General features: G+C 67.1%; 24 protein-coding genes. 16 read left to right on the forward strand and 8 right to left on the reverse strand.

What is annotated here, in order from left to right; all coding sequences use genetic code 11:
- The first annotated feature begins 12 nt into the window (after positions 1-12).
- Both LZC95_52515 and LZC95_52520 read left to right on the forward strand, forming a co-directional pair.
- Positions 13-537 carry a hypothetical protein gene (locus tag LZC95_52515; protein WXA95034.1) on the forward strand — a complete coding sequence of 175 codons (525 nt, stop codon included), beginning with the start codon at positions 13-15 and terminating at the stop codon, positions 535-537.
- A gap of 63 nt (positions 538-600) precedes the next feature.
- Positions 601-1431 (forward strand): hypothetical protein, encoded by an 831-nt coding sequence (locus LZC95_52520; GenBank protein ID WXA95035.1) that lies wholly within the window; start codon positions 601-603, stop codon positions 1429-1431.
- A gap of 7 nt (positions 1432-1438) precedes the next feature.
- On the opposite strand, the gene LZC95_52525 is transcribed toward LZC95_52520, so the two are convergent.
- The gene (locus tag LZC95_52525) at positions 1439-2755 is read right to left on the reverse strand and encodes a sigma 54-interacting transcriptional regulator (protein ID WXA95036.1); all 1317 of its coding nucleotides are present in this window, start codon (positions 2753-2755) and stop codon (positions 1439-1441) included.
- A 20-nt stretch (positions 2756-2775) separates the two neighbouring features.
- Here LZC95_52525 and LZC95_52530 point away from each other — a divergent pair, with 20 nt between their 5' ends.
- The 4 genes from LZC95_52530 to LZC95_52545 all read left to right on the forward strand — a co-directional run bounded on the left by LZC95_52530 (position 2776) and on the right by LZC95_52545 (position 7343).
- Positions 2776-4233 (forward strand): serine/threonine protein kinase, encoded by a 1458-nt coding sequence (locus LZC95_52530; GenBank protein WXA95037.1) that lies wholly within the window; start codon positions 2776-2778, stop codon positions 4231-4233.
- A complete protein-coding gene (locus tag LZC95_52535) occupies positions 4233-5039 on the forward strand; it encodes a polysaccharide deacetylase family protein (GenBank protein WXA95038.1) in 807 nt (268 codons plus the stop codon). The genes LZC95_52530 and LZC95_52535 overlap by 1 nt, the downstream gene beginning before the upstream one ends.
- A gap of 91 nt (positions 5040-5130) precedes the next feature.
- Positions 5131-5382, forward strand: a complete 252-nt coding sequence (locus tag LZC95_52540) for a FeoA domain-containing protein (GenBank protein ID WXA95039.1) — start codon at positions 5131-5133, stop codon at positions 5380-5382.
- On the forward strand, positions 5379-7343 hold the full coding sequence (locus LZC95_52545) for a ferrous iron transporter B (GenBank protein WXA95040.1): 1965 nt from the start codon (positions 5379-5381) through the stop codon (positions 7341-7343). Before LZC95_52540 ends, LZC95_52545 begins: the two co-directional genes overlap by 4 nt.
- Here LZC95_52545 and LZC95_52550 read toward each other — a convergent pair whose 3' ends face one another.
- From LZC95_52550 to rplU, 5 genes are all read right to left on the reverse strand, one after another.
- Positions 7344-7715, reverse strand: coding sequence for a hypothetical protein (locus tag LZC95_52550; GenBank protein ID WXA95041.1), 372 nt, complete (start codon positions 7713-7715; stop codon positions 7344-7346).
- A gap of 18 nt (positions 7716-7733) precedes the next feature.
- On the reverse strand, positions 7734-8438 hold the full coding sequence (locus LZC95_52555) for a hypothetical protein (GenBank protein WXA95042.1): 705 nt from the start codon (positions 8436-8438) through the stop codon (positions 7734-7736).
- A 159-nt stretch (positions 8439-8597) separates the two neighbouring features.
- The gene (locus tag LZC95_52560; GenBank protein ID WXA95043.1) at positions 8598-9443 is read right to left on the reverse strand and encodes an HAD hydrolase family protein; all 846 of its coding nucleotides are present in this window, start codon (positions 9441-9443) and stop codon (positions 8598-8600) included.
- The gene (gene rpmA / locus LZC95_52565) at positions 9440-9709 is read right to left on the reverse strand and encodes a 50S ribosomal protein L27 (protein WXA95044.1); all 270 of its coding nucleotides are present in this window, start codon (positions 9707-9709) and stop codon (positions 9440-9442) included. Before rpmA ends, LZC95_52560 begins: the two co-directional genes overlap by 4 nt.
- A 9-nt stretch (positions 9710-9718) precedes the next feature.
- Positions 9719-10039: a 50S ribosomal protein L21 gene (gene rplU, locus LZC95_52570; GenBank protein ID WXA95045.1), complete on the reverse strand. Its 321-nt coding sequence runs from the start codon at positions 10037-10039 to the stop codon at positions 9719-9721.
- Between the two features lie 215 nt (positions 10040-10254).
- Here rplU and LZC95_52575 point away from each other — a divergent pair, with 215 nt between their 5' ends.
- From LZC95_52575 to dapB, 4 genes are read left to right on the forward strand one after another with little or no spacing between them, the layout of a single operon-like run.
- Positions 10255-10941: a hypothetical protein gene (locus LZC95_52575; GenBank protein ID WXA95046.1), complete on the forward strand. Its 687-nt coding sequence runs from the start codon at positions 10255-10257 to the stop codon at positions 10939-10941.
- Between the two features lie 53 nt (positions 10942-10994).
- Positions 10995-12590 (forward strand): DUF1957 domain-containing protein, encoded by a 1596-nt coding sequence (locus tag LZC95_52580; GenBank protein ID WXA95047.1) that lies wholly within the window; start codon positions 10995-10997, stop codon positions 12588-12590.
- A gap of 19 nt (positions 12591-12609) precedes the next feature.
- Positions 12610-13515, forward strand: a complete 906-nt coding sequence (gene dapA, locus LZC95_52585; GenBank protein ID WXA95048.1) for a 4-hydroxy-tetrahydrodipicolinate synthase — start codon at positions 12610-12612, stop codon at positions 13513-13515.
- A complete protein-coding gene (gene dapB / locus LZC95_52590) occupies positions 13512-14264 on the forward strand; it encodes a 4-hydroxy-tetrahydrodipicolinate reductase (protein WXA95049.1) in 753 nt (250 codons plus the stop codon). The genes dapA and dapB overlap by 4 nt, the downstream gene beginning before the upstream one ends.
- Before the next feature lie 10 nt (positions 14265-14274).
- Here dapB and LZC95_52595 read toward each other — a convergent pair whose 3' ends face one another.
- Positions 14275-15372 carry a hypothetical protein gene (locus tag LZC95_52595; GenBank protein ID WXA95050.1) on the reverse strand — a complete coding sequence of 366 codons (1098 nt, stop codon included), beginning with the start codon at positions 15370-15372 and terminating at the stop codon, positions 14275-14277.
- Positions 15373-15410: 38 nt separating this feature from the next.
- Positions 15411-16643: a PEGA domain-containing protein gene (locus LZC95_52600; protein ID WXA95051.1), complete on the reverse strand. Its 1233-nt coding sequence runs from the start codon at positions 16641-16643 to the stop codon at positions 15411-15413.
- Positions 16644-16660: 17 nt separating this feature from the next.
- Here LZC95_52600 and rsmD point away from each other — a divergent pair, with 17 nt between their 5' ends.
- The 6 genes from rsmD to LZC95_52630 all read left to right on the forward strand — a co-directional run bounded on the left by rsmD (position 16661) and on the right by LZC95_52630 (position 22399).
- Positions 16661-17230, forward strand: coding sequence for a 16S rRNA (guanine(966)-N(2))-methyltransferase RsmD (gene rsmD, locus LZC95_52605; protein WXA95052.1), 570 nt, complete (start codon positions 16661-16663; stop codon positions 17228-17230).
- 73 nt (positions 17231-17303) lie between these two features.
- Complete coding sequence (locus LZC95_52610) at positions 17304-17900, forward strand: AgmX/PglI C-terminal domain-containing protein (GenBank protein ID WXA95053.1); 597 nt, start codon at positions 17304-17306, stop codon at positions 17898-17900.
- A 55-nt stretch (positions 17901-17955) separates the two neighbouring features.
- A complete protein-coding gene (locus LZC95_52615) occupies positions 17956-19104 on the forward strand; it encodes a hypothetical protein (protein ID WXA95054.1) in 1149 nt (382 codons plus the stop codon).
- 15 nt (positions 19105-19119) lie between these two features.
- Complete coding sequence (gene truA / locus LZC95_52620) at positions 19120-19932, forward strand: tRNA pseudouridine(38-40) synthase TruA (GenBank protein WXA95055.1); 813 nt, start codon at positions 19120-19122, stop codon at positions 19930-19932.
- Positions 19920-20957: a GNAT family N-acetyltransferase gene (locus LZC95_52625; protein ID WXA95056.1), complete on the forward strand. Its 1038-nt coding sequence runs from the start codon at positions 19920-19922 to the stop codon at positions 20955-20957. Before truA ends, LZC95_52625 begins: the two co-directional genes overlap by 13 nt.
- A 38-nt stretch (positions 20958-20995) precedes the next feature.
- Positions 20996-22399 carry a trypsin-like peptidase domain-containing protein gene (locus tag LZC95_52630; GenBank protein ID WXA95057.1) on the forward strand — a complete coding sequence of 468 codons (1404 nt, stop codon included), beginning with the start codon at positions 20996-20998 and terminating at the stop codon, positions 22397-22399.
- The last annotated feature ends 38 nt before the right edge of the window (positions 22400-22437 follow it).

Here is a 22437-nt window from a genome sequence, read left to right on the forward strand (position 1 = left end):
CTGAGAATCGCCATGATCAAACGCCTCTTCGTCGGCCTCGTCTTGGGGCTCGTGATGGGCTCGCTCGTCGCCGCCGTCGTCGTGAAGGGGCTCGGTTTGACGTTGTTTTCACCGGCGCTCGCCTACGTTTTCGCGGCGGCTACGGGTGTCATCGTGGGGTTGGTCGCGGGCAAGCCCATCTGGGCGCAGGGAGGACAAATCGAGGCGGGCCTCAAGGCCGGCTTTGGCGCACTCGTGGCCGGGGGCCTCATGTACGCCATGCGCCGGTGGCTTCAGCTCGATGTGGACCTTTCGGGCTTTGGCGCGGGCGCCGGCTCGGTGTCGGAGCTTCCTGCCACCTCCCTCCCGCTCATTGCCGCCGTCCTGGCCGGTTTCTACTCGGCGGACAACACACCGGAGCCCGCGGGCGAGGGCAAGACGGAGTCGAAGCCGCGTCTGGCTACGAAAAAAGACGGCCCCAAGACCCGCATCGCCTCCAGCGAGGACGACGAGGACGACGCCGCCGACGTTTTGCCGGGAAAGCGCACGAAACGATAGAGGCTTTCTGCGGCTTTTCTTCGTCTCGCTTACCCGAGCAGTGCTCTAGGATGCCTCGCTCCAATGCGAACGGGGATCGGCAGGTGGAGCGTGAGCGCGGGGGCGACCCTCCTTTGCGTGTCGGTTGCCCATGCCGCGGAGCCGACCGATTCCAACAAGGCGCGCTGCGCCGCCTCGTACGAAGCCGCGCAGGTGCTGCGGCGCGAAGAGCGGCTCTCCGCCGCGCGGGCCGAGCTTCTCGTGTGCGAGGAAACCTGCCCCGAGAAGCTCGCCGAGGATTGTGCGAAGTGGCGGGACGAGCTCGCGCACCTCATGCCCACCGCGCGCTTTTTCGTGCGCGATACCGAGGAACGGTCGCTCGGGGGAGTTCGCGTATCCATCGATGGGCATGCCATCGACGGCGCGGCGGATGATTCGTCGATTCTCGTAGAGCCAGGGCGACACGTGTTTCGGTTCGAGCGCCAAGGCTATTTCCCTGCGGAGGTGCGCGCCGAGTTTCACGTCGGCGAACGCGATCACGTGGTGCATGTCGTTCTCGCGCCCGTGGATGCTCCGCCCCCCGCACCGGCGCCGCGGCCCGCCGAACGCGCGAGCCGCACGCCGTCGTACGTCCTCGGCGGCATCGGCGTGGCGGCGCTGGCGACGGCGGGAGGGCTCGCGATCAAGGGCTACGCCGACCGCGAATCCTTGCGCGATTCGTGTGCTCCCTACTGCGATCAGGCGGACATCGACTCGATTCGCACCTTGTGGTGGGTCGCCGGCGGTGTGGCCGCAGCCGGTGTCGCCTCCATTGGCGTGGCCATCGTCCTCTGGCCGCGCGAGTCGCCGTCGAAAGCCACTGCGACCCTCGCCCTCGGGCCCCGTTCCGTCGCGCTCACGGTTCCGTTTCGCTGACCCTCCGTCAACGGACGCCGTGGCGCACCATCAAGCGGTGCACCAACTGGCGCGAAATCCCCATGTCCGTGGCCGCACGGGCCACGTTGCCCTCGTGCGCGTGCAGCTTCTCGCGCAGGTAACTCGCCTCGAACCGATCGATCACGCGCTCGCGCGCATCGCGCCATGGCATCCCGAGCAGCGCATCGAAGTCGCGCCTCGCTTCGCCCTCCACGCCGTGAAATTCCAATGCGCGCTCGCCCATGTGCGGAAAGAGCAGGAGCCGCGACACCGTGTTTCGCAACTCGCGCACATTGCCCGGCCAATGGTGACTGGCCAGCATTTCCAAGGCGCCATGCGGCAAGTCGAGCACAGTGCGCGCGGGGATCTCCGACGCGAGAAATCGCTCCACGAGCAACTCGATGTCGTCCGTGCGTTCGCGCAGCGGTGGCACCATGCACTCGAACACCGCGAGGCGAAAGTACAGATCCTGCCGAAACTCGCCCGCGGCGACCGCCGCGTGAAGATCGCGATGGGTCGCCGCAACGATCCGGGCATCGAAGCTTCGCCATTCATTGGAACCGACGGGACGGTACTGCTTCGTCTCGAGGGCCCGCAGCAGCTTCGGTTGCTGATCGAGCGGCAGCTCGCCAATTTCGTCGAGAAAGAGCGTGCCCCCGTCGGCGGTGGCGAGGATGCCCGTGCGGTCCGTGTCGGCGCCGGTGAAGGCTCCTCGCACGTGACCGAAGAGCTCCGCTTCGAAGAGCGCCGGCGTGATGGCCGCCGTGTCGAAGATGACGAACGGTCCATCCGCGCGCGGACTCACATCGTGGATGGCCCGGGCCAAAAGCTCTTTGCCGGTGCCCGACTCACCGCGCAACAGCACCAACTCGGGCGATTGCGCGGCCTGATACAGCCGGTGAAAGAGCGCACGCATCACGGTGGAACCTCCGAGCGCGCCGCCGAAGCTCGCCTCCGGCCAGAGCGGAATTTCCGATGGCTCGCCCGTGACACGGATGCGCAAGCTCACCCCGCCGATTTGCAGAACGTGGCCCGGCGCCACGTAAGCTTCCTGGACGCGGATGTTGCTGACGAACGTCCCATTCTTGCTTTGAAGATCGCGGACGAGTATGCCCTGCGGCGTGATGCGGAACAGACAGTGACGCCGGGACACCGCAGGATCGGTCACGATGAGATCGCAATCGTTCCCCGTGCCCACGACCAAGGGGGCCAACCCGAACGGACGCGACACTTCCTGCGTGCTCGCCATGTTGGCCACCAGGACGAGGGACGGCAGGCTGGCCCGCCGGCGGTCGATGAGGGTGAGCGTCGTCGATTGGCTCATGGCGTGATAGGGTACCAATTGTGAGACGTATCGACCGGTACGTACTCCATGAAAAAATTGCCTCCGGCGGGATGGCGTCCGTGTACCTCGGCCAGATGGTCGAGGAAAATGGCCTTTTGCGCACGGTGGCCATCAAACGGCTCCACCCCCACGTGGTCGAGATGACGGGTGCGCACGCCATGTTCATGGACGAAGCGCGCCTCAGCGCACGAGTTCGGCACCCGAACATCGTGGCGACGCTGGCCGCGGCCCAGCACGGGCACGAGCTGCTGTTGGTCATGGAGTACGTGCACGGCGTCTCCCTGTCCTTCCTCGAGTCGCGCGCGCGCGAGGCCGAGGCGCGGATGCCCTTGCCGATCGTGAGCACCATTTTGGTGAACGTGCTCGAGGGCCTCCAAGCTGCGCACGATGCCACGGACGAAGGAGGCGAGCCTTTATTCATCGTGCACCGCGATGTCTCTCCGCAAAACGTGATCGTCGGCGAGGACGGGCGTTCGCGCGTGTTGGACTTCGGCATTGCGAAAGCCGCCGTGCGCCTGCAAACCACGCGCGAGGGCAGGGTAAAGGGCAAGCTGCGGTACATGGCACCGGAGCAGGTGTTGAACGACGCCGTCTCGTCTCGGACCGACGTGTACGGCGCGGCGGTCGTGCTGTGGGAGCTGCTCACCGGCCAGCGGCTTTTCGACGCGGCGAGCGAGGGCGCCATCGTGGCCAAGGTTCTCGAGGGCGTGGTGATTGCGCCGAGTCGCTTCGCGCGCGAGGTGCGGCCGGAGCTCGAGGCCATCGTGCTGCGCGGGCTCTCGCGCAATCCGGAGGAGCGCTTCCCCTCGTGCGGGGAGATGGCTTCGGCCCTTCGCGCCGTGCTGCCGCCGGCGGAGCAGCACGTCGTCGCCGAGTACGTGCGCGAGCACGCGGGGCATCTGCTCCGCGATCGCGCGGCCCTCATCGCGCAAATCGAGGGGGCCGGGCCCGATGGAAGCTTGCGGGCGGTGGCCTCGCCCGTGGTGAACGAGGCGGCGGGGACTTTGACGGTGCATGCGCCCCGGGCTCAGACACCGTTGTTCGAGCCCACACCGGTCGCGCGCAAACCGAAGCGGGGACGCACGGTCGCCATTGCATCGGCCGCGGTGCTGGGCATGGCGGGCCTTTCGACCTTCGCGCTGCGGGCCCGCACCGTCTCACCCGAGCCGAGCCCGCCCGCGCCCTCCGTTGCGTCGGCGGCCGCGTCGGCGCCGGTGCTCGTTGCATCCTCCGCGCACGCGGCACCGCCCGAGCCGGCGCCTCCTCCTCTTGCCCCCGATGCGGAGGCGCCGAAGGCGAAAGCCGTGCGGCCACCGCCTTCGGCTTCTGCACCGCCGCGGGTGCGCCCTTCGGCCTCGGCGAGCGCTCCACCGCGACCCGACAAGTCCGAGAACTGCGATCCCATGTTCATCGTCGGCGCCGACGGCATCCGGCGCGTCAAACCGGAGTGCCTCTGATGCCGCCGTTTCGGCTTCTTCTTTACGCGGCCAGCTTGGGCGCGGTGCTCTTTTCCGTGCGCGCCATGCTCATCGCCACGCCACCGCTCTGGGTGTCGGCCTGCGTCGCGCTCGCGTATGTCGGTTTGATCCTCGGCGGCGTCTTCGTCTTGCGGTGGCGTGCATACGTGGACGCGATCATCGCTGGCCCGCCCCGCGCGCGCGGTGTGGTGCTCACCTTCGACGATGGGCCCGATCCGGAGTGGACGCCGCGCGTGCTCGATGCACTCGAGCGCGCGAATGCCGTGGCGACGTTCTTCGTCATCGGCAAGAAAGCCGAGCAGCACCCGCAACTCGTGCGCGAGATCCTCGCCCGCGGCCACTCCGTGGGGCTGCACTCCTACGCGCACGACCGTCTCTTTTCCCTGCGTAGCGAGCGGCGCGTCCGCGACGATCTCGCGCACGCCATGCAGGTGCTCGCCGATATCCTCGGCGAGGCCCCCGCGCTGTTTCGTCCGCCGATCGGCCACACGAACCCCATCATCGCGCGGGTGGCCGACGCCATGGACCTCACCGTCATCGGGTGGAGCGTGAGCGGGCACGACGGGCTCGCGCGCGCCGATGCCGAGCACGTGGTGCGCCGTATCCGTCGCGGGCTGCGTGACGGTGCCATCGTTCTTTTGCACGACGCCGCGGAGCGGGGCACCCACGAGCCGGCCGGCGTCAAAGCCCTGCCTGCGGTGCTGGCCGCCATCACGGACGCACAGCTTCCCGTCGTGCCGCTCCGGAGCTTCCTCGCCGAAGAGTGCGAAGAGTGCGAAGACTAGAAGAGTCGTCGCCATATGCCTCGACGACCTTGCCGTGATAGGACCGCGGGACTACCTTTTCGCTATTGAAAGTGGTTTTCAACAGCCCTCCATGAGCGTCGCACCTCCCTTATTTCTCGGCGAGACCCACGTGGGCGTGACGGTGCGGGTCGTCGCGTTGGAGCTGGAACACGACTTCGTCGAGTGGCTTCGCGCCGTGGGCATCCACGAGGGCGTCCGCGTGACCGTGCTGCGCCGCGCCCTTTTTGGCGGCCCGATTCACGTGCGCACGGGCGCCGGGGGCGAGTTCGCGTTGAACCGGCAGCTCGCGCGCTCGATCCGCGTCGAGGAGGCACACCCATGAGTGCGACGCCCTGTCACGGCGAGGCCGTGGGATCCAAGGACGCGGCGGCCGCTTCGCATGGCAAGCCATTGGTCGCCCTCGTGGGCCGGCCAAATTCGGGCAAGTCGTCGCTCTACAATGCGGTGACCGGTGCGCGCGCCCACGTCGGCAATTTTCCTGGGATCACCGTCGACATCTTGGAGGCCGACATCACGCTTCCTGGCGGCCTCGCCGTATCCATGGCCGATCTGCCCGGGTTTTACACGCTCGAATCGGTGATCGATCCGGCCACGGACGAGGGCATTGCACGCCGCGTTCTCGATCAGGCCGTGGCCGAGGAGCGGCATCTGCTCGTGGTCCAGGTGATCGACGCCACGCAGCTCGCGTTGGGCTTGCGCCTGACGCGCGAGCTCTCCGCGCGTCCCTTCCGCCTTCTCGTCGTGGTTTCGCAGAGCGACGTGCTCGATGCGCAAGGCCGCTCCTTGGACGTGCACGCGCTTTCCGAGGCCATTGGGCTGCCGGTGCTCGCGGTCAGCGCGCGCGATCCCGCGACGTCGGCCAAGGTGCGTGAGGCGGCGGCCAAGGAGCTCGAGCGCGATTGGGATGGCGCATGGCGTGGGAAGCCTTCGTGGGAACCCGATGCGGTCGCCTCCAAAGTGATCTCCGACGTGGAATCCGCGAGCTCCGCGGCGCGACGACGGCGCGAGTTCACCTCCCGCGCCGATCATTGGCTTTTGCACCCCGTGCTGGGGCCCATCCTTTTTCTATCGATCATGGCGCTGGTGTTCGCCGCGGTCTTCCTCGTGGCCGATCCGACGACGAACCTGCTCGACGCGGCCATGGGCGCGCTCGGGGCGCGCGCGTCGAAGCTCCTGGGCGAAGGTCTTCTCGCGTCGTTCGTGGCGGATGGCCTTTTGGGCGGTGCGGGAACCGTGCTCGCGTTCATGCCGCAGATCGTGATCCTCACCGTGGCGATGGAGCTGCTCGAGGCGACGGGCTACCTCGCGCGGGGCGCATTCCTCGTCGATCGGCTGCTGCGCCTTCTCGGGTTGAGCGGTCGCTCGTTCGTCCCGCTGCTCATGGGCCACGCGTGCGCCGTTCCCGCGATTTCGGCAACGCGCATCGTGCGCGATCCGCGCGAGCGTCTCACCACGATCCTGGTGCTGCCGCTCATGACGTGCTCGGCGCGCATTCCGACGTACGCGCTGGTGCTCACCACGTTTTTCCCGGCGGGCAGCGCCTTCTTCAAGGCCTGCATCTTCGTGGGCCTGTACTTCGCGGGTATCTTCTCCGGCTTGATCGCGTCCTTCGTGCTGCGCCGCACGGCCACCAGCGGCCGCACGTTGCCGCTGGTGCTGGAGATGCCCGCCTACCGCGCGCCGCAACCGCGCGTGCTCCTTCGTCAAACGGTGCGCGCGTCGGGTCGCTTCCTCAAGGAGGTGGGCACTACCATTCTGGCCGCCTCCGCGGTGCTCTGGGTTTTGCTCACCGTGCCCGCTCCGTTCGGCCCGCGTGGGGCGATCGCGGACGATCCGTCGGTGCCTGCCCGCACGATGACCCTCGAGCATAGCGTCGGCGCGATGGTGGGCCGCACCCTCGAGCCCATCACGTCGCCGGTGGGTTTCGATTGGCGCATCAACGCGGGCCTCATCGGCTCGTTCGGCGCGCGCGAGCTGATGGTCAGCACCATGGGCATCATCTACGGCATCGAGGACGTGAGCGACGATCCGGCGCCGCTCTCCGAGCGCATGCGCGTTGCCAAAAAGCCCGACGGCGCCCCCGCGTACACCGTCCGCACCGGCCTCGCGCTGCTCGCCTTCTTCCTCTTCGCGTGCCAGTGCATGAGCACCGTCGCGGCCATCCGCCGCGAAACGAAGAGCATCCGCTGGCCCCTTTTCGTCATCGGCTACACGTACGTCATCGCCTACGTCGCCGCGTTCGCCGTCTACCAGATCAGCGGTATCTTCTTCGCGGGCAGCTGATCAGAACTTGATCGCAGGCAGCGTGATGAGCGTCTCGCCCGGTGCCACGGGGTTCGGCGGGGCCACGGACGGCGGCATTTCGTGCGCCGCCGGGATGGGATAGACGGGGCCCTCGCCCTTCAACAACTTGAGGAGCGCGATGGCTGCCGCAGTGATGGCCGGCTTGGCCTCGCCGTCGGTATCCAGTGCGTCGATGGCGTGGGCCAACAACGTTTCATCCAGCGTCCTCAGGGCGTCCTTGATCGGATCGCGGAACACGGACGGCAGATCGCGCAGCACGGGATCGCGTGCGAGGGCTCGATCGATCGGATCGGTGGTGTCCTCCGTGAGATCGGGGATCGTGTCGAAAGGCGAACGCGGCGTGTTGCTCATCGCCGAAACCGTAGGCGATTATAGCTGCGTAGGCGGGGGATTTCGTGCGGCGTTGGCAAAGAGATGCGGCACCCCCGCCGAGTGGCCTTTGCTGTACGAGGCGCAAAAGAGCACCAAATGCCACGGGAGCACGATGAAGGGCCACACGAAGTTGGCCGTCACGATGTTCACCGCTGCACGCGTCAGCAGCTCTTTGCGGGTGCAGGGCGGGCAGGCGATGCCCGTGCGCCGCTGCATGTAGAAAAAGACGAAGAGGAACACGAACCAATTGGCGTACGTGTATTTCTTGATGCTGTTCGACGGCTGCCCGCACACGGGGCAGGGGAGCAGATCTCTGGTCTCGTGCTCGCGGTACGGGTGCCCCGCGTGTGCGTGCGACCCCGGGTACGGCTGGGCGCCATAGCCTTGCTGCGCATACGGCGTCTGCTGCGGGTATGGCGCGCCATAGCCCTGCTGCGCATAGGCATCGCTCGCCGCTGGCGCATAGGCCTGTGGCTGCGCGTACCCCTGCTGTGCGGCGTACCCTTGCTGCTGCGGATACGAGGGCTGCTGCTGCACGTACGGCGGTTGCCCGTACGGCTGCGGATAGCTCTGCTGCTGCGGTGGCCCGTACCCCTGCTGCTGCGGGTAATAGCCTTGCTGCTGCTGCGGGTAACCTTGCGGCGCGTACCCCTGCTGCTGCTGTTGCTGCGGATACTGGCCCTGCTGTGCGGGCATGGCCACGGTGCCGGGGATCGGGGGCTTCGGTGCGCCGGATGAACCGGTCGCAGACTGAGGAGTCGATGGCTGATGAGGCCTATGAGGGCCGCGAGGCCCGAATGAAGCTTCGGACATAGGGGTCGAGTCTACCTTACGTCAGGTGGCGACGCCCTAAGGCATTGCTCAGACTCGAATGCCGAACGCCTCTTCGACGACACGCGCCACCCCGCCACCCTCGTCGCTCGTCTCGGGGAGCACGTCGGTGGCAGCATTTTTCACTTCATCGGGGGCCTGGCCCATCGCAAAGGAGCGGCCCGCCTTGGTGAGCATCGGAATGTCGTTCAGCCAATCCCCGACACTCACGGTCTCTTCCAGGGAAATGCCGTGGTGCTCGGCGATCCACTCCAGCGCGGAACCCTTGTTCCCGCCGCTCGCCCGCACGATGAGGCCCCAGGCGCCCAAAATGCGCCGAATCGGAAACATCGCCACCTGGGCGATATCCCGCAGTTCGTCTTGAATGCCGGAAGCCGCCTCCGAAATCTGGTCGGCGGTGCCCACGGCCACCACGGCGGTGATGCCCTCGCGCTCCTCCCAAACGGCGTGCTCGCAGACGCGAACCGAACGCTGAACATCGCTCGACCACGTGGCGACGTACCCTAGGTAGGGGTCGCCCGTCTCGTCGTACACGATGGCGTCGCGCGCAAAGACGAACGTCGCTGGGGCAGCGCGCTCGAAAATGCGCCGCAACGCTTCGGAGTGTGGGCCCTGGATTCCGTGATGCATCAGCGTCGTGTGCGTCGCGGCGCTCACCATGTGGCTGCCATCGACACAGCCGGTCGGACCCGAAAGCCCGAGGGTGAGCACGCTCGCCCGGGTGCCTGAATACAGGCGCCCGGTAATGATGCTGACGTGGGTTCCTCGCTCGACGAGCGCACGGAGGGCTTCGGCATCACGCGGATGCGGATTGCCGTGCGCGTCGAGGAGGGTGCCGTCCAGATCGACGGCGAGTAGCTTCGGCGAGGATTTCACTCCGCGGCGGCGGCCGCGGGATAGACGGAAACCTTTTTCTGCGTGTTGGTGCGGAACTCGTACTTCACCACGCCATCGATGAGCGAGAACAGCGTGTAGTCCTTGCCGACGCCCACGTTCTTCCCGGCGGCGATGGTGGTGCCGACCTGGCGTACGAGGATGCTGCCGGCGGTCACCTTCTCACCACCGTAAACTTTGGTGCCGCGACGTTGCGAGTTGGAGTCGCGCCCGTTGCGCGTGCTGCCTGCGCCTTTTTTGTGTGCCATGGCGGTCTCTCAGCCTCCCGTGATTCCAGTGATTTCCAAAGCGGTGAACGGCTGGCGATGGCCGGACTTGCGCCGGTAGTTCTTCCGACGACGGAACTTGAAGATGATGATCTTCTTGGCGCGATCCTGCGCCGTGATCTTCGCCTCGACCTTCGCGCCTTCGACGCGCGGCTGGCCGATTTTGAGCGACTCGCCGCCGTCACCGGCAACGAGCAGCACCTCGTCGAACGTCACCTTATCGCCGACTTCGCCCAGGAGTTTCTCCACGCGGAGCTTGTCGCCGGGGGCGACTTTGTACTGCTTTCCGCCTGTCTTGATCACCGCATACATGCTTTAGCCCTCTTGAAAAGCCGACGATCCTGGTTCCTTTTGCGACAAGCAGAAGGGGCGGACAGCGGCGGGGGATTGGGGGACGCGGGAGTATACGGATGGACGTCCCTTTGTAAAGCAACGTCGTGCTCGCGAAAAAAACTCGGTTCGAGCAGGCCCGGCCCTTGCTCCTGAGCCCTGGAAAACCCCTCTAACCCGGCGAGAACGATATGGAAATGCGTCTCTTTTCGAAGGTTTTGGGCCTGGCAGGCGCGCTTGCGGCGGCTGGGCTCGCTGGTTGGGCCTGCAGTGCCCCCGATCCAGGAGAACTCGGGGGATCCGATCCAGGCAAGACTCCGGGTGGGAACAAATTCGACGCCGGGCCGGGCCCGGGCAGCAACGATAGCGGCACGGGAGGGGATACCGGCGGTAACCCGTCGCCGAACTCGGCATTTCTGGAAGCGCCTGCCTACACGGCCACGGAGGGCGATAGCACGGTCAAAAACACGCATGCGAACCCGGCGGGGGAAAATTGCGTGCGTTCGGGCTGCCATGCACCTGGAAACGGAACGGGACCTGGCTTCATCATTGGCGGCACGATCTACAAGGATCGCGACGGGCTCAACCCGGTCGGCGCCGGGGTGGAGGTTCGGATCCGGGCCCCCAACGGCAAGGCCGTCAACACGTACACGGATCAACTCGGAAATTTCAGGATCCGGGCCGATAAAGATCCTGCTTTCGCGCAGATTCCCCAGGACTCGAAAATTGGCGTCCGCGCGGGTACGGCGACGGCCAACATCCAGTTGATGAACCAGACGATCAATGGGGCCGGGGAAACCTCGGGAGGCTCCTGCCAGCGATCGGGCTGCCACTCCGGCGGCGGCGCCCCCAACCAGCCCAAGATCTGGGTGACGGTGCCTTAGAGCGTCGCGTCACCAAAAGTGGCTCCGGGCGTGCTACTCGTCAACGCAGAACCATGCCGAACGGATACCTCGCGCTGGTGCTGCACGCGCACCTCCCATTCGTCCGACATCCCGAGCACGCTCGGCATCTCGAGGAGCGCTGGTTTTACGAAGCGCTGATCGAGTGTTACCTGCCGCTGCTCGACGCATTCGATCGAATGGCCGACGACGGCGTGCATTTCGCGCTCACCATGAGCATCACGCCGCCGCTGGCCTCGATGCTGCGCGATCCGCTGCTCTGCGAGCGCTTCGAGGGCCATCTGTCGCGCCTCGAAGCGCTCACCGAACGGGAGATGAAGCGGCTTTGGGGCGATGAACGCTTCGCCCACGTCGCCACCTTCTACCGCGAGGAGCTCACCCGTGTGCGCGAGGTATGGGACCGCCACCGCGGCGATGTCATCGGCGGCCTCGTGCGGCATTGGGATGCGGGGCGCATCGAGCTCATCACGTGCGCGGCCACGCATTGTTACCTGCCGGGCATGCTCCCGGCGCGCGAAGGCATTCGCCCGCAGCTCGAGTTGGGGGTGCGCGGCTTCGAAAAGCTCGTCGGGCGCAAACCGACCGGCATGTGGCTGGCCGAGTGCGCCTACCACCCGAGCTTCGATGCCGAGATCGCCGCCGCGGGCATTGGCTTCACCTTGGTCGACACCCACGGCGTGACCTTCGCGCGTCCGCGCCCGCCGTTTGGCGTGCATGCGCCCATCGTCTCGCCGGCAGGCGTGGCCTTCTTCGCCCGCGATGCGGAGTCGAGCCGCCAGGTGTGGTCGCGCGACGAGGGCTACCCCGGCGACCCGCACTACCGCGACTTCTACCGCGACATCGGCTTCGACCTGCCCGAAAGCGAATTGATGGGCGAGGTCGCCGGCGACGGCTCGCGCTTGATGACCGGCATCAAGTACCACCGCATCACCGGCAAGACGTCGCACAAGGAGCCGTACGAGCCCCGCATCGCCCGGCAGATTGCCTGGGAGCACGCGGGCAACTTCGTCTTCAATCGCGCCCTGCAGCTCCAGCACCTCTCGGCGCGCATGCCGGCGCCCATCATCGTTGCGCCGTACGACGCCGAGCTTTATGGCCACTGGTGGTACGAAGGACCGCGCTTCCTCGAATCGGTGTTCCGGCAGCTGCCGAACACGCGGGGCGAGGTGGAGGCCATCACCTTGCGCGCGTACCTCGAGCGGCATCCCGTGTCGGTGCAGGCCACGCCGGCGGCATCGTCGTGGGGAGCGGGCGGTTACGGCGAAGTGTGGGTTGGGCCCGAGGCCGCGTGGTCGTGGCGTCACGTCCACCATGCGACTCGCTACGTATCGTGGCTCGTGCGCAACCACCGGCACGTGGACGGTGAGCGGGGCCGCGCACTCGACCAAACGATCCAAGAGCTCTTGCTGCTCCAATCGAGTGATTGGAACTTCATCATCAAGACGGGCACGTCGCTCAAGTACGCGGAGTCGCGTATTCGTGCGCACGTGCACCGGCTGCGTCGTCTGGGCCACCTGGTTCAGACCGGTGTCATCGAAGGTGCGGATGCCGCGTGGCTGTCGGATGTGTCGGCTCGCGACAATTTCTTCCACCAGCTCGAGAGCGACACCTTAAGATCGGTATTCGACTGAGACCGAGAAAGACAAGAAGATGGCCACAATCGAACTTTCGGGCACGTACACGGCTCTGATTACGCCCTTCAAGGACGACGAAGAGCAGTCCATCGACTGGGCGGCCTTCGACGATCTGATCGAAGCGCAGATCGCCGGCGGAGTTCAGGGACTCGTGCCCTGCGGCACCACGGGCGAGAGCCCCACGCTTTCGCACCACGAGCACGAGCAGGTCATCGCCCGCACCGTGCAGCGTGCCCGCGGACGCGCGCAGGTGATCGCCGGCGTCGGCTCCAACTCGACCCGCGAGGCCATCGACCTGGCCCAGGCCGCCGAGCGCGCGGGCGTCGACGTGGTGATGGGCGTCGTGCCCTACTACAACAAGCCCACGCAAGAAGGGCTTCGCCGGCACTTCCTCGCCTTGGCCAAGGCCGTCTCCGTGCCGCTCATCGTGTACAACATCCCGTCGCGCTCGGGCATCGATCTGAGCGCCGATACGTTGGTGCGCATCGCGTCGGAATCCTCCAACGTGATCGGCACGAAGGAAGCCACCGGCAACGTGCTGCGCACGCAGGAGTTGGCCCGTCGCCTCGGGCCGCGTTTTGCCATCCTCAGCGGCGACGACGCGCTCACCCTGCCCATCATCGCCGCCGGCGGGCGCGGGGTCATCAGCGTCACCTCCAATGTGCTCCCGCAGCAGGTCGCGCAGGCCACCTCGCTGGCGTTGTCGGGCGATCTGGCCCGTGCGCGCGCCGCGCACCTGGCGCTGCTGCCGGTGCACGAGTCGATGTTCATCGAGGCGAACCCCGGCCCCGTGAAAGCGGCGCTCGCCGCGCGCGGGAAGATCAAAGAGGTGGTGCGCAGTCCGCTCGCTCCCGTGAGCGAGACCACGCGCACCAGCGTCGCGGCCACGATCGAGGCCTACCTCCGGGAATCGGCGGCATGAGCGACGCGCCGCGGACGCGGGTGGCCATCGTCGGGTCGGCCGGAAAAATGGGGCAAACGTTGGTGCGTCTCGCCAATGAGGATCCCGAGATCGAGTTGGTCACCGTCCTCGACCAAGGGGACGCGATGAGTGCGCTCGCCGCGTTTCCCGGCGCCGTGGCCATCGAGTTCTCCAGTCCCTCGGGCACCCGAGGCCTCGCGGAGATCGCGCCCAGCGCCGGCGTCTCCATCGTGAGCGGCACCACGGGACTCGACGACGCCGCGGTGCGTGCGCTCGACGAGGCGAGCCGCAAGGTACCCGTCTTCACGGCGGCGAACATGAGCATCGGCGTGCACGTGCTCGGTGTCCTCATCGAGCGCGCCATTGCCATGTTGGGCCCGGGCTTCGACCTCGAGCTCGTGGAAGCGCACCACCGACGCAAGGTCGATGCGCCGAGCGGTACGGCCTTGAAGCTTGCGTCCATCGCGCAGTCTGCGCGCGGCGCCGCGTCGCTCGTCCACGGGCGCCGCCCGGATTTGCGCGCGGCGCGCTCCCGCGAGGAAATCGGCATGCACGCCGTCCGCGGGGGCGACGTCATCGGCGATCACACCTTGTACCTGCTCGGCGACGGCGAGCGCCTCGAGCTCACCCACCGCGCCACGAACCGCGATCTCTTTGCCCACGGCGCACTCCGTGCGGCCAAGTGGCTCTCGACCCAGCCACCCGGCCACTACGGCATGGAGCACTTGGTCGGCAGCGCGAGCCCCTAGAGCCTGGGGCTCACCAGGCCATGTTCAAGTTCACGCCGCCGCCGCGCGGGCCCACGCTCGGCGCGACGTTCCACTTGCGCGCGTTGCTCTTGCTCGAGGCGCTTTCACCCCCGGACCCGCTTGCCGGGCCGTTCTTGGCCACCGCCTCTTTGCTGTGGTCCGTCAGAAGGAGAACCACGCCGGTGCCGACCAAGGCCACGCCTGCGCCGATGCCGATGAACTCCAACGTGCGCGCCGTTTTCGCATCCTCGTAGCGACTGCACGCGTCCGTGCGCGGACTGCAGAAGTCCGCCGGGGCCTTGGGATCTTTCGCGTCGTCCTTGTTATCCGACTGGAGCGAGAGAAAGCGCACGCCTTCGACTGCACCGAAGACGCCGGCGCCCACGCCCACGCCGATGAGCGTCCAGCCGATGACCGTGCGGGCCGACACGCCACGCGATGGCGGCGGCTTCGGCTCCTCTTCCTTCTTCTTCTCGATCACGGGCTCCTTCGGGCGCGCGACCACCGGCGGCGGCGGCCGCTCCCCGAGCAGCTTTTCCAGCAGACGATCGGCCACCGCCTGCAGCTTGGGATCCTTGGCGTCGGTCAGCGTGTCCGGGTATGTCTCGTTGGCCACGATCTCCCGATCGCCGCGCACCCACAGGTGCACTTCGGCCGTGACTTCCCGCGGGCTGGTGCGATTCACCCAGCCGTACATCACGCGATCGGCCTTGAACTCGTCGCCCATGCGCTGGGTGCACGCCGTGTCGGGGCGCTGCGGGCACTTGAGCGCCGCCGTCACCATGGAGAGGGACGTGGTGACGCCGCCGAGCGTCCAGTTCGACATCGCCCGCACGCGGGTGCGAAGTGCCGTGGTGAGCGCCTCGACTTGATCGTCGGCGTTGTCCGAATCGAACCCCAAGACGTGCACCGTGCGCACCGTTGCCGCGGGGGCGGCCGCCGGTGAGCCCGCCGCGGGCGTCGCAGTGACCGGCGGGGCCGCGGGCCTCGCCTGCGGTGCGGGCTGCGTGGTCGCAGAGCCCAAAGGCGTCTGCGCCGACGCCTTGGCAGGCAACGCGAGTCCAAGGAGCAAAGCGAGGGGGGCGAGGAAGCGGCTTTCGAGGTTCAAGGAGCGTAACTTTGCATCAGAAGGGGGCCAAAACTGCATCAGAAAACGACGCGAACGTCGAAACCGGCGCGCACACCGCCTTCACGCGGTGCAAAGTGAGGCAAAAATTGCACGCTCGCTCGACGCGGCGGGCGCGGGCCGTTGGCGGATTTGGGCGCATCCTTTTTCGCGGATGTGTCCGTGAGAAGCAAGTACGCCCCCGCGCCGATGCTCACCGCAGCCACCGCCCCGCCCACGATCCCGAGCAGCGAGGCCGTCTTCGCCGAATCGTAGTTGTCGCAGATGCCCTTCGCCGCCCCCGCATCGGAGCCGGCCCACGGCGCGGGGTCTCCACGACCCGCTTGGCAGATGGCTTCCTTGCTCGGCTTCTGCCCATCGATCTGATGGGCATCGCGAAAGTCTTCCGTCTCGGACTTGAGGCTCAGGAAGTGGGCAGCTTCGTAAATCGCGAAGCCACCTGCCGCTGCGCCCACGCCGATGAGCGCCCAGCCCGCGATGGCTCGGGTGTTCGTGCCACCACCTTCGTCGGCGCTCGATCCCGTCTCGCTTTCGACGGCGAGAGGCACGACGACGTCGGCGTCGGTCCCGCCAACCACGGTGACCTCTTTGCGTGCCGGTGCGTATCCCGACGCGCGCACCTCGATGACATGGCGGCCCGCCGCGAGCTCGAGGCTCGAGCGACCGTTCTCCAGCCGCCCTTTCTCGGCACCATCGACCCAAACTTCACCTTCCGCACGCCCTGCGCGCAGCGTGATGGTCGCGGTCTGCGGTGCGGTGCCGGTGAGGCGATCGACGATGCGCGCGGCCATGCGCCGCAGGTACTCGTCGTTCTGATCTTTCAGGTTGTCGCTGAAGACTTCCTTCACCGATGCGTCGGGCTTGCCGCGCATGAAGAGATGGATCTCCGCCGTGAGCTGTCCCCTGGCACTCGGCCCCATCTTCGACACGTGTCCGTAGATGAAGCGGTCCGTCTTCAACTGATCGGCGATCTTCTGCAGGCACGTCGGATCGGGTCGCGATGGGCAACGCAGTGCTGCGAGCAACATCCCGAGCGATGGCGACGTATCGGCCACCGGACTCAATTTCTCGCGGGCGCGCGAGCGTAACGCTACGCCGAGGGCTTCGGCTTGCTCGTCGGCATCTTCCGAGTCGAGGGGAAGTACGTGCAGCACCGAGCCACTTCGCGCCCCTTGCGCCTGCGCGCTGCGAGCAAAAAGCGATACGCAAAGGAGTATGGTCGCCGCGAGAAGCCACACATAGGCTAGACGCATACGCGAGAGATTATCCTGTGCGCATCACCGGAGGTAGCCATCGTTCGCGTTCGCTTCGCGCCCCAAAGGGGGATCGCACACGCCCCACCTCCGACCGCGTGCGTGAGGCGTTGTTCTCTATCCTGAGAGACGTCTCCGGCGACCGCGTGTTGGACCTTTATGCGGGCACCGGCGCGCTGGCACTCGAGGCGCTCTCGCGTGGCGCCGAGCATGCGACGTTCGTCGAGGAGGGCCGCGATGCGCTTGCGGCGTTGCGGTACAACATCGAGCAGCTCGATGTCGGATCTCGAACTACAGTGTTGCCCATGTCGGTGGAGCGCGCGGCTCGTGCGTTAGTGCGTACAGTAGACGACGAACGCTTCACATTGGTGTTCGCCGACCCACCCTACAGACTTATCCAGGGTGGGGAATTTGTGCAGAGCTTCGAGCCGATCATACACTCCGGCGGTATTGCGTCCGACGCAACGGTGGTGGTCGAACATGCGAGTGCCGATCCGCCACCAACCGTCAGCGATCTCGAGCTGCTCGAGTCACGGCGTTACGGCGACACCACCCTTAGCCTGTACCTCTACCGGAGCAGAATATGACATGTTGTATCCCCCAAATCCCTAGAGCATGTATATTCGGCGCGCGGCGTCCTGCCGAGTGAGCCAACGGTCGATGAGCGCGAGCACACCCCCGCCGCCCACCCACGGGAACGGCAAGTATATCGCCTTAGGGCTTCTCTTCTTATTCGGAATCGCTGGCCTCTTCGTATGGAAGATGGTCCTCGACAAGCCCGCACCCGCGGCCGTTGCGCCCCCGCCACCATCCGGGAGCGCCCCCCCCGCCACCACGTTCAGCCAGTCCCAGGTGGACGAAGTCCCTCCGCCGCCCCCGCCCGAGCCGGACGCTGGTCCGGTCAGGAAGGTGGCGTCGACGAACAACTCGCTGGCCGGATGCGAGGTGAAAACCTGCGCCGGAAGCATCACGTCCGATCTGGAGACGGCGTTGGCGTTCCGCGCCAAGCAGGCCCACCGCTGCTACGATCAGGCCCTGACGCAGGACAACACGCTCCAGGGCAAGGTTCAGATCACCCTGCGCATCGCCCCGAGCGGCGGCGTTTGCTCGGCGGGCGTGACCGCGAACGACATGGGCACTCCCGCCGTTGCGCAGTGCGTTGCCGGGTACTTCAAGTCCACCGGTCACTTTCCCTCCCCCAAAGGTGGCTGCGTCGACACGGCGGTTCCCATCTCGTTCGTCCCTGGCGGCCGCTAAAAGTCGCGGCCGCTACCACCTCCCCGCCCGAGCGGGCGACATCCAACCGGGTGCCATGGCCGACGAGGATCCGAAGAAGCGAGGGAGCAGTGCACCCCCGAGTTCACGGCCCTCGCGGCCAAGCGAGGTTCCACCCTCGTCCCGCGCGGGTGCGCCCACACCTCGGTCCACGCGGCCGCCGCAGCTCTCCACGGCATTTCGTCTGTCGGGCATCGACTTCGACCTGATGGGTGCTGCACGGCGCATCCTCGAGGGCGCGCTCGGTGTCGTTCCCGGCGAGCGCGTGGTCGTTCTCGTGGATCGCGCCCGCCGCGACATCGGGCTTTCCTTGGCCGATGCCGCGCGGAACATCGGCGCGCGCGCGGCGATTTTCTCGCTGGAGGAGTACGGCGACCGCCCCATGCGGCACATCCCGTCTTCGCTGCAGGAGGCTCTGGTCGACGCGCAGGCGAGCGTCTTCCTCGCGGGCTTCGACGACGGCGAGATGGCCCTTCGCTACGAGCTTCTCGCGCGCGTGCGGCACCTCAACTTGCGCCACGCGAACATGGTCGGCATCTCGCGGAAGTCGATGATTGGCGGCTTTTCCGTGGACCCTTCGCGCATTCTGGATGCGACGCGCGCGGTGCGGATGCGCCTTCGACCCGAGTCGGTGCTGCGCGTGCGCAGTGTGGCTGGCACCGATCTCGAAGTGCGGTGCGCGCCCTCGCTCCGTTGGGCGGAGTTCGTCGGAGTGCTTCGCCCCGGCCGTTGGGAGCATCTGCCATCGGGCAGCTTGGTGACGAGTCCCTCGTCCGTATCCGGCGTGTTCGTGGCCGATGCCGCCATCGGGACCGAGGCCGGGGCCCAGGTGGGGCTCCTCGACAAGACGCCCGTGCGCTTCGAGATCGACCAAGGCCTCTGCCGCTCCGTGCACTGCGACAACCGCTCGCTGGACCGGCACCTCATGGATTTCATGCGCCGTGAGGCCAGCTTGGATCGGGTCGGGTTGGCCATTTTGGGCACGAACATCGGCATCCATGCGGCCACCGGGGAAGTCACCTCGGACCAGAATTTACCGGGGATCCACTTGGGTTTCGGCGCCACCTACCCCGAGCACACCGGCGCGACGTGGAGTGGGAGGGCACAGATCACGGCGGCCGCGAGCACGTCGGATGTCGACCTCGACGGCGTGCCCCTGGTCCGCTCGGGGCGTTTGCTCGTGTAAAGTCTCGGTAACGACATGTCCGAGCATCCCGGCGGTGTACTTCTCAAGGTGGCCTACGACGGCACCCATTTCCGGGGCTGGGCCTCGCAAAAAGGCGGGGAGCGCACCATCGAGGACACGCTCAAGGGCGCCATCATGGCCGTCGACGCCCGCGCCAGCGCCCCGCGCGGAACGAGCCGCACGGACCGTGGCGTGCATGCCGAGGCGCAGATGGTGGCCTTCGACGCGACCTTGCCTTTGCCGCCGCGCGGCTGGGTGCTCGCGATCAACCAGCATTTGCCCGACGACGTGTGCGTCCGCGCCGCGCGGCTGATCCCGCCCGGCTACGTGCCCAGGTTTGCCGCCAAGGGAAAGCGCTATCGCTACCGGCTCGTGCTCGACCGCATCCGCGATCCGCTGGTGATGCATCGCGCCTGGCGCATCGGCTTCGAGCTGGACATCGACAAGATGCGCCGCGAGGCCCAATCCATCGTGGGTACACACGATTTTGCGGCTTTTCGCTCGGCCCACGACGAGCGGCAGGAAACGGTACGCACGGTCACCCGGGTGGCCATCGAGCCGGACGACCTGCACGGGCTCGACCTGCACGGGCGTATCCTGAGCATCGTCATCGAGGGGAATGCCTTTCTGCACAACATGGTGCGCATCTTGGTGGGCACGTTGGTGGACGTTGCCCGTGGGCAGTTGCCCGAGGGGACCATCGCCCGCGCGCTGGAGGGGCGCGACCGGCGCCTTTCCGGTGCGACCGCCCCCGGCCATGGCTTGACGCTCGAGTCGATCGATCTTCTCCTTCCTAGTGAAATGGTCGGGGAGCCATGGCCGCAGTAACCGTTCGTGAGCGCATACTGGTTCGAGCGCCCTCACCGGGGGAGGGCATCCAAATCGCGGGCCTGTGGCGCGAGCTCTGGGATGCGCACGAGCGCTGGGGAGGCTACCCCGGCACGCGCGACGAGCGGGTATATGCGCGGCTGGCCAACCGGCTCGACGAGGACGCACGCGTTCGCGGCGGACAGCCCGTGCTGGGGCGGCATATCCACTTGGTCTCCGCCATCCACGGCCAGGTTTGCGGCCAGGTGGAAGGCTGGTTCGAGCGCCACGGCGCCGAGGCGCGCACGCCGTACACGTGCGAGGTGCGCTCGCTCATCGTGCACCCCCGGGCGCGGGTGCTCGGTGCGGGAAAAGCCCTGCTGACGAACTTGGCGCGCATGTCGAACGAGCTGGCGCGGGGCGCCCCTTCGGTGCTGGCCGCCGAGGTGCTCGAGCCCAACCCGGCGCACGGTTTTTACGAGCGCCTCGGGTACCGCCCGGTGGCCTGGAGCACGCGCATGGTCGTTTCCCACGAACCGCGGGTGCGCGCGGGCGAGTTCGTGGCCCGCCCCGCCGAACCCCAGGATGCGCTCGCCCTGGCCGTTTTGGAGTCGATGCTCGCCGCACGAAGGCGCGCCGCCCACGACGAGCGGTTCGATCGGCCGCGGGCCATCGATGCCACCTTGGTCGGGGCCATCGCCGCGCACCTGGGGCGCCGGCACCGCGATGCCACCGAGCCGCACGAACTCGTCACGGTCGATGCGCGCGGGGACGTGCGGGCGGCGGCCAGCCTGGTCATTTCGCCGCTGGATCCGCCGTTTGCGCGGACGCGGCGTACCATCCTCGGCCGCTTCGCCATCGACCCGGCGCGCGAACCTCTTCCCGTGCTGGCTCCGCTCATCGCGCTCGCATGCCGATTTGCGATTGCAGCGGAAGCTCCCACCATGGAGCTCACCGATCTGACCCTTCCGGGCACGCCGCTCTACGACGCGACCTTGAGCCTGGGGGCCCACCCGTGGTCCCGCATCGTCACAAGATTGGCTTGAACGGCAGCATTGTGGAAATCTATCCCGTGATGAGCGTGATGCGTCCCCTTACTTTTCGCTCTTTGGTTGTCCTGGCCTGCCTCGGATTGTCCGCGCCCGCGTTGGCGCAGGCCCAGAAGGTGAGCGCGCAGTCGCAGGGGCCCTCGCCCGCGCAGGTGCAAGCTTCCCAAGCCGAGGCGCGCAAGCTGTCCGATGCCTTCGTCAACGTGGCCGAACGGGTGAGCCCCAGTGTCGTCCAGATCGACGTGACGGCCCGTGACGAGAACGCGGACCAGATTTTGCGCTGGATCGGCCGCGGCAGCAGCGATTCCCCGGTGGCGCGCGGGACCGGTTCGGGCGTGGTGTTCACGCCGGACGGGGCCATCCTGACGAACAACCACGTCATCGAGGGCGCGCTCACCATCAACGTGCACCTCCGCGACGGCCGCTTTTTGCCCGCGCGCCTCGTCGGACGCGATCCCGCGACGGACCTCGCGGTCATCAAAGTGGACACGCAGGGCCTCGTCGCCGCCAAATTCGCCGACAGCGATGCCATGAAGGTCGGCGAGTGGGTCGTGGCCATCGGCTCGCCGTTCGGCCTCGGCTACACGGTCACCACCGGCGTGCTCAGCGCCAAAGGCCGCGGGCAGCTCGGGATGAACCTCATCGAGGATTACCTGCAGACCGATGCGAGCATCAACCCCGGTAACTCGGGCGGTCCGCTGTGCGATCTCGAGGGCCGCGTGGTCGGCATCAACACGATGATCGTGGGGCGCGGCAGCGGAATCGGCTTCGCCGTGCCGTCGAACATGGCCCGCCGCGCGGCGGAGCAAATCCTGAAGAGCGGCCGCGTCGAACGCGCGTGGATTGGCGTGGGCGCGCAGGATCTTTCGCCCGAGCTGGCGACGGTGATGAAGGTCGACCCCCGGGCGGGCGCCCTGGTGAATGCGGTGGGTGAGAACTCGCCGGCCAAGCGCGCGCAGATCAAACCGGGCGATGTCATCGCGGCCGTGGCCGCGCGTCCAATCCACGACTCGCACGATTTAACACGGGAAATCCTCGCGCACGACGTGGGGCAGACCCTGGAGCTCGAGGTCCTTCGCGACGGAAAGCGCTACGGCACCAAGGTGACCTTGGCGGCGCGTCCCGAGGCGGCGGTGCCGCCCATCCCGGTGCAGCAGCAGGGGGTCCCGCAGCCGGGGCTCGGGCTCACCGTCCGCGATCTTACACCGCAGCAAGCGAGCCAGGCCGGTCTCCCGTCCAAGGCGCTGCCCCTCATCACCGGCATTTCCCCCGGATCTTCGGCGGATCGCGCGGGCCTGAAGGTGGGTGACGTCATCATCGAGGTGGATGGCACCGCGGAGCCTACCTCGTCGCAGGTGCAGCAGGCGGCGGCCGACGGGCAGCTCTTGTTGCGCGTGAGAAGGCGGGAATCGTCGTTTTACGCGGCGTTGAAGAAATAATTGACCGATTGACGGTAGCGGTGCCGCGGGGTACCCGT

This window comes from Sorangiineae bacterium MSr12523, from assembly GCA_037157775.1.
GTDB classification, from domain to species: domain Bacteria; phylum Myxococcota_A; class Polyangia; order Polyangiales; family Polyangiaceae; genus Pendulispora; species Pendulispora brunnea.